Here is a 6,489-nt window from a genome sequence, read left to right as displayed (position 1 = left end):
ACGGTGCCCGGGGCGAGATCGCCCAGGGGCGTGGCGCCGCGGTAGGTGTAGAACGAATCGACGGCCGCGTGCGCCGGGGGCGCGGGCAACCTTCGCCGCCTGCCGCGAGGAGAATCGCGCGGCGCTGATCGGCTAGCCGCGCGACCTGACGGTCGCGCGGCTGCCGCGATATGGGAGAGGGCCCAATTCCTCCACTCATGTGGGGGTTTGGGGGCAGGGCCCCCAATTTCCCCTTTCCGGCCGAAGGCCGAGGCGGGTGAGCTCAGCTCAGCCGCTCGATGATCATCGCCATGCCCTGGCCGCCGCCGACACACATGGTCTCCAGGCCGAACTGCTTGTCCTGGGTCTGGAGGTTGTTGATCAGGGTCGCGGTGATGCGGGCGCCGGTCATGCCGAACGGGTGGCCGAGGGCGATCGCGCCACCGGAGATGTTCAGCTTGTCCTCGTCCAGCTTCAGGGCGCGGGCCGAGCCCAGGACCTGAACGGCGAAGGCCTCGTTGATCTCGTAGAGGTCGAGATCGCCGACGGTGAGGTTGGCGTTGTTCAGCGCCTTCTTGACCGCCTCGATCGGGCCCAGGCCCATGATCTCGGGGGACAGGCCGGACACGCCGGTGGACACGACGCGGGCGAGGGGGGTCAGGCCCAGCGCCTTGGCCTTGGTGTCGCTCATGACGACGAGCGCGGCGGCGCCGTCGTTCAGCGGGCAGGCGTTACCGGCGGTGACGGTGCCGTCGGCGCGGAAGACCGGCTTGAGCTGCGAGATCTTCTCGTAGGTGGTGCCGGCGCGCGGGCCGTCGTCGGTGGAGACGACGGTGCCGTCGGGCAGGGTCACCGGGGTGATCTCACGCTCGAAGAAGCCGGCCTTGATGGCCTCCTCGGCACGCTGCTGCGAGCGCACGCCCCAGTGGTCCTGGTCCTCGCGGGAGATGCCGGTGAAGGTCGCGACGTTCTCGGCGGTCTCGCCCATGCCGATGTAGACGTCCGGCAGCAGGTCGTTCTCGCGCGGGTCGACCCACGAGGTGTTGGCCGCGGAGGTCGCCTTGGTGCGGGCCTCGGCATCGGCGAACAGCAGGTTGTGGGTGTCGGGCCAGCCGTCGGCGGTGCCCTTCGGGAAGCGCGACACGGTCTCGACGCCGGCGGAGATGAACACGTCGCCCTCGCCCGCCTTGATGGCGTGGAAGGCCATCCGGGTGGTCTGCAGCGAGGAGGAGCAGTAGCGGTTGACGGTGACACCGGGCAGGTAGTCGTAGCCCAGCTGCACGGCCACGGCGCGGGCCATGTTGAACCCGGCCTCACCGGCGGGCTGGCCGCTGCCGAGCATGAGGTCGTCGATATCGCTGGCGGCCAGGGCGGGGACCTTGTCCAAGGCCGCGCGGACCATCTGAGCCGCGAGGTCGTCCGGGCGCATGCCGACCAGCGAACCCTTGTGCGCACGACCGATGGGGGAGCGGGCGTACGAAACGATAACGGCCTCAGCCATGAGGACTCCTTACTAGCGTGAGTGAACCTCTTCGAATGTACGACGGGTGTGTTCGGCGTCCTACGCCCGGTATGCCGGTATCCCAATCACTGAACTGTGGGATAGCCCTCACTCGCGGGAGCTCTCGGGTGCCGCTGCCTGTCGGCAGCGGCACCCGACGGGAAAAGGGGAGGTCGGAAACTCTTCGAAAAACCAACGCCGACTTGACCGGTCGTGATGGCTGGATCCCGCGGTGACGTCGAGGCTGCCTGAGCGCCACGAGACCGGGCGGTGGTGGGTGGCTCGCAGGGTTGTGTTGCTCAGTCGTCCTCGAGTGCCGGGGCGGCGGAGGGGGCCGGGGCGGGGACGTCGAAGGCGCCGACCTGGGGCACGTGCAGGCCGTCGGTGAAGACCGTCGTCACGATGTGGCCCGGCCCGGTGTCCTGGAACTGGGCGTACTGGATGCTGCCGTAGATGCCCGCGACGACGTTGACCCGATATTCGCCGGCCGCGCCGGTGGTGGTGTTGCGCCAGGCGATGGTGGTCAGGTTCTCGCAGAGCGGCGCGAAGATCCAGGGGCCTGGACCGATGCCCGCGATCGGGTTCGCCCGGATGTTCAGAATGGCGCGGCCCGCGTAGGTGGGGCTGGTCTCGGCCCAGGTGCGGATGGATCCGCCGCAGGGGCCGGGCTGGAACGTGGTTGGTAGCTGGGGGAATTCGTAGGTCCGCGCCTGGGCCGGCGCGGTCGCGGCGATCGTTGTCGCGGTCGCGAGACACCCGAGGAGCACGGTGGCACGCAGGTGGTTCGGCGTCCTCATGCGGCGATGGTAATTTCCCGCGGACGTGAGATCGCCTACGTGCGCGTAGGCGCCGATATCCTTTCTGCAACGATGAGGGGTATGCGCATCGCTAACTCCGTGGTCGATCTGATCGGAAACACTCCACTCGTTCGACTGAACTCCGTGGTGGGTCCGAACTCGGGCCTGGTGGCGGCGAAGGTGGAATACCTGAACCCGGGCGGCAGCTCGAAGGACCGCATCGCCGTCAAGATGATCGACGCCGCCGAAGAGGCCGGGCTGCTGAAGCCCGGCGGCACGATCGTCGAACCGACCTCCGGCAACACCGGCGTCGGCCTGGCGCTGGTCGCGCAGCAGCGCGGCTACAAGTGCGTGTTCGTCTGCCCGGACAAGGTTTCCGAGGACAAGCGCAACGTGCTGCGCGCCTACGGCGCCGAGGTCGTGGTCTGCCCGACCGCGGTCGCGCCCGAGGATCCGGACAGCTACTACAACGTCTCCGATCGCCTGGTCCGGGAGATCGAGGGCGCCTGGAAGCCGAACCAGTACTCCAACCCGGGCGGCCCGGAGTCGCACTACGAGACCACCGGCCCGGAGATCTGGGCCGACACCGACGGCAAGGTCACGCACTTCGTGGCGGGCGTCGGCACCGGCGGCACCATCTCCGGCACCGGCCGCTACCTGAAGGAAGTCTCGGGCGGCAAGGTCAAGATCATCGGTGCGGATCCCGAGGGCTCGGTGTACTCCGGTGGCACCGGCCGCCCGTACCTGGTCGAGGGCGTCGGCGAGGACTTCTGGCCCACCGCCTACGACCCGGCCATCCCGGACGAGATCATCGCGGTCTCGGACGCCGATTCCTTCGAGATGACCCGTCGCCTGGCCCGCGAGGAGGGCCTGCTGGTCGGCGGCTCCTGCGGTATGGCCGTCGTGGCCGCGCTCAAGGTCGCCGAGCGCGATCCGGACGCGGTCGTGGTCGTGCTGCTGCCGGACGGTGGCCGCGGCTACCTGTCCAAGATCTTCAACGATCAGTGGATGAGCTCCTACGGCTTCCTGCGCAGCCGCCTGGACGGCAAGACCGACGAGACCCACGTCGGCGACGTGCTGCGCGGCAAGTCGGGCGAGCTGCCCGATCTGGTGCACACCCACCCGCAGGAGACCCTGCGCGACGCCATCGAGATCCTGCGCGAGTACGGCGTCTCGCAGATGCCGGTCGTCGGCGCCGAGCCGCCGGTCATGGCGGGCGAGGTCGCGGGCAGCGTGACCGAGCGCGACCTGCTCTCGGCGGTCTTCGAAGGCCGCGCCAAGCTGACCGATTCCGTGGCGCAGCACATGAGCCCGGGCTTCCCGCTCATCGGCTCGGGCGAGCCGGTGTCGGCGGCGACCAAGCTGCTCGAGTCCACCGACGCGCTCATGGTGGTCGACGACGGCAAGCCGGTCGGCGTCATCACCCGGCACGATCTGCTCGGGTTCCTGAGCGAGGGTTCGCTCGTCTAGCGCGACAACGATTTCGCCCGGCGCCCGTCCGCACCCCCGAGGTGCGGTCGGGCGCCGTGTTTCGTGGCGGACCGGTATCTCGCTCATCGGTAGCGGTGGTCGTTTCGCGTCCGGCGGGCGGTCGCTTTCCGGGCTCGAATCACGAATTACCGCCGTGTGATTTGTGGTCTGCCCCTTGGTTTTTCGATTGTGCATCGGAAATCACAAGGCCCGGGAATCGCGATAACTGCGCTGTTACTCTGCGTTCATGGTTGACGAGCAGGATCGGCTCGTATGAACCGAAGGCAAGCGCTGAGCTGGGTGGCGTTGTCGGCCGGGGTCCTCGGCGGCGCGGCACTGCTCGATCGCGTGGGATTCCCGGCCCCGCAGATGATTCTGGCGATCGTGGTCGGCGCGGCGCTCGCCATGACGGGCCGGCTGCCGCAGCCGCTGCCCAAGCAGGTCGGTGTCGGCGTGCAGGCGATGCTCGGCGTCGTGATGGGCAGTTACCTGCAGGTGGAACTGCTCACCTCGATCGGGCTGGATCTGCTCCCGGTGCTGGCCGTCACCGCCGCCACCATTCTGGTGAGCGTGGGGGTGGCCCTGGTGTTCGCGCGCGCGGCCAAGGTCGACGTGCCCACCGCCACGCTGGGTTTGCTGGCGGGTGGTTCGGCGGCGGTGGTCTCGGCCGCGGACGAGTTGGACGCGGATCCGCGCCGGGTGGCGTTCATGCAGTATCTGCGCGTCGCGCTGGTGGCGCTGAGCGCACCCGCCATCGCCGCGATCCTCGACGAGGAAGCCGGAATCTCCTATCGCACAACCACACTCGGCGGCGGCGTGACCAATCCCGATCTGCCGTACTGGATGATCGTCGGCCGCGGCGATCAGGTCGCGGGCATTTCCATCGCGATCATGCTGTGCGTGCTGGGAATCTGGTTGGGGCGCAAGGTCGGTCTGCCCAACGCCGCGCTGCTGGGTCCCATGCTCATCACCGCGTTGCTCACCGCGGCCGGCATCTCGCACGGCTACGCCCCGACCCATCTGTTCAAGGATCTGCTGTTCGTGCTGATCGGTTTCGAGGTCGGCACCCGCTTCACCCGCGAGGTGGTGCGTCAGATGGCCCGCATGATTCCGGGGATGACCGCGGCCGTGCTGGCCCTGAGCGGCATCGTGGCGGCGCTGGCGCTCGGGCTGGGCAATGTCGTGGACCTGCACATGTCGGATCTCTATCTGGCCACCACGCCGGGCGGCATCAACGCCGTGCTCGCCACCGCCGACAAGATGAACGCGAATCTGCCCCTGATCACCAGCGTGCAGACCCTGCGCCTGCTGCTGGTGATGCTGACGCTCCCGCTGCTCATGCGGGTTCTGCGCCGATTCACGGTGCCGCGAGCGCTGCCCGCGCAGTCTCCCGCCTGAGCTCCCGAGCCCTCGGAAGTTCGAAGGTCACGGACCCCTCACGGAGCCTGGTTCGCGCCCCGCGGATCAGCCCTGAGGCGTACCCCGGCACGGGAAAAATGGTCGATTTGGGGTATATCGCGTCATTCGACCGAAATACTTCTGTGATCCGAACCACTTTGCGTTTCGAAATGAATCAGCAGGTCAGTGCATGTATTAATGCAGGTAAGCGGCGTGCACTTCGGGCCGGTTCACTTTCCGTTCACTTTTGGTTCAGGCTGTGTTCACTCGACGCAATCAAGCTGTGACCTTGTTGGAAACAGACCCCAGGTCTGGTTGACGCAAGGAGATGTGAACTCACATGAGGAACGTGATCATCACACCGGTGCGCTGAGGCACCGCGGCCCGATTGGCCGCAGACCCTCTTCGCGGAATTCCTGCAGCGTCAGAATTCCTTGGCCCGTAACGGGTTTCACAACAGCAACGCGAAACAGCCCGAGCGCTGGAGTGGAGTACCGATGGTACCCGCCTGATCAGCGCTGCCTTCTCTCGGCCTGCGAGCCCAGAAACCGAACAGGAATCAAATTCGCCATGCCTACGAATGCCATGACTGCTCTGCGTGACCCTGCCAAACGCAGCCGGGTGGTCGCCGCCGCCCGCACGGCCGGCACCGCCGCCCTCGCCCTCACCGTCTTCGGCTCCATCGTGACCGCCGCCGGTGCGGCCTCGGACGACGTGCAGCCCGCGGCCCTCAAGGACTCCCTCACCGCCGCCGTCGCCGCGCCGACCGCGATAAAGCACGTCGAGACCCCGGCCGAGGCCGCCCTGGCCGCTGCCGCCGCCGTCGTGCCCGCGCCCGCCCCCATGCCGGAGCCCGAGCCCATCGCTCCGCCGCCGGCCCCGGTGTACGAGAACAACCTCGACGGCTGGATCCGTCAGGCGCTGGACATCATGGCCGCCAAGGGCATCCCCGGCAGCTACGACGGCATCTTCCGCAACATCATCCGCGAGTCCAGCGGTAACCCGCAGGCCATCAACCTGTACGACATCAATGCCATCAACGGCATCCCGTCGAAGGGTCTGCTCCAGGTCATCGATCCGACCTTCGCCGCCTACCACGTCGAGGGCACCCCGTTCGATGTCTGGAACCCGGTCTCCAACATCGTCGCCGCGTGCAACTACGCCGCGGACCGCTACGGCTCGATGGACAACGTCAACAGCGCGTACTGATTCACCCCGGCCTGTTCGGCCCAAGGTGCGTACCGAGTGTCACTCGGTACGCACCTTTCGCGTCCGGCCCATGTCCCGATGATTGCCGGCGCGGCCGACTCGCCGCCCGGCAATGCCCGAGCACCCGATTTGGCA

The 6,489-nt window shown here is 67.7% G+C and carries 5 protein-coding genes; 3 read left to right on the top strand and 2 right to left on the bottom strand.

The genetic code is table 11. The features are described 5' to 3' along the window. Window positions 1–262: 262 nt before the first annotated feature. Both ACWDOP_RS31960 and ACWDOP_RS31955 read right to left on the bottom strand, forming a co-directional pair. Entirely contained in the window at window positions 263–1,480 is a 1,218-nt protein-coding gene (locus ACWDOP_RS31960; RefSeq protein ID WP_456348028.1) for an acetyl-CoA C-acetyltransferase, read from the bottom strand. 299 nt (window positions 1,481–1,779) lie between these two features. Continuing rightward, entirely contained in the window at window positions 1,780–2,277 is a 498-nt protein-coding gene (locus ACWDOP_RS31955) for a hypothetical protein (RefSeq protein ID WP_456348027.1), read from the bottom strand. A gap of 81 nt (window positions 2,278–2,358) precedes the next feature. On the opposite strand from ACWDOP_RS31955, the gene ACWDOP_RS31950 reads away from it, so the two are divergent. The 3 genes from ACWDOP_RS31950 (at window position 2,359) to ACWDOP_RS31940 (ending at window position 6,354) form a co-directional block, all read left to right on the top strand. Beyond that, window positions 2,359–3,747, top strand: a complete 1,389-nt coding sequence (locus ACWDOP_RS31950; protein WP_456348026.1) for a cystathionine beta-synthase — start codon at window positions 2,359–2,361, stop codon at window positions 3,745–3,747. Between the two features lie 273 nt (window positions 3,748–4,020). Beyond that, window positions 4,021–5,145 carry an AbrB family transcriptional regulator gene (locus ACWDOP_RS31945; RefSeq protein ID WP_456348025.1) on the top strand — a complete coding sequence of 375 codons (1,125 nt, stop codon included), beginning with the start codon at window positions 4,021–4,023 and terminating at the stop codon, window positions 5,143–5,145. A gap of 585 nt (window positions 5,146–5,730) precedes the next feature. After that, the gene (locus ACWDOP_RS31940; protein WP_454202651.1) at window positions 5,731–6,354 is read left to right on the top strand and encodes a transglycosylase SLT domain-containing protein; all 624 of its coding nucleotides are present in this window, start codon (window positions 5,731–5,733) and stop codon (window positions 6,352–6,354) included. Window positions 6,355–6,489: the final 135 nt, after the last annotated feature.

Source organism: Nocardia sp. NPDC003693, from assembly GCF_053981095.1.
The sequence above is the reverse complement of the archived record's forward strand: the minus strand, read 5'-3'. Positions and strand labels throughout refer to the sequence as shown.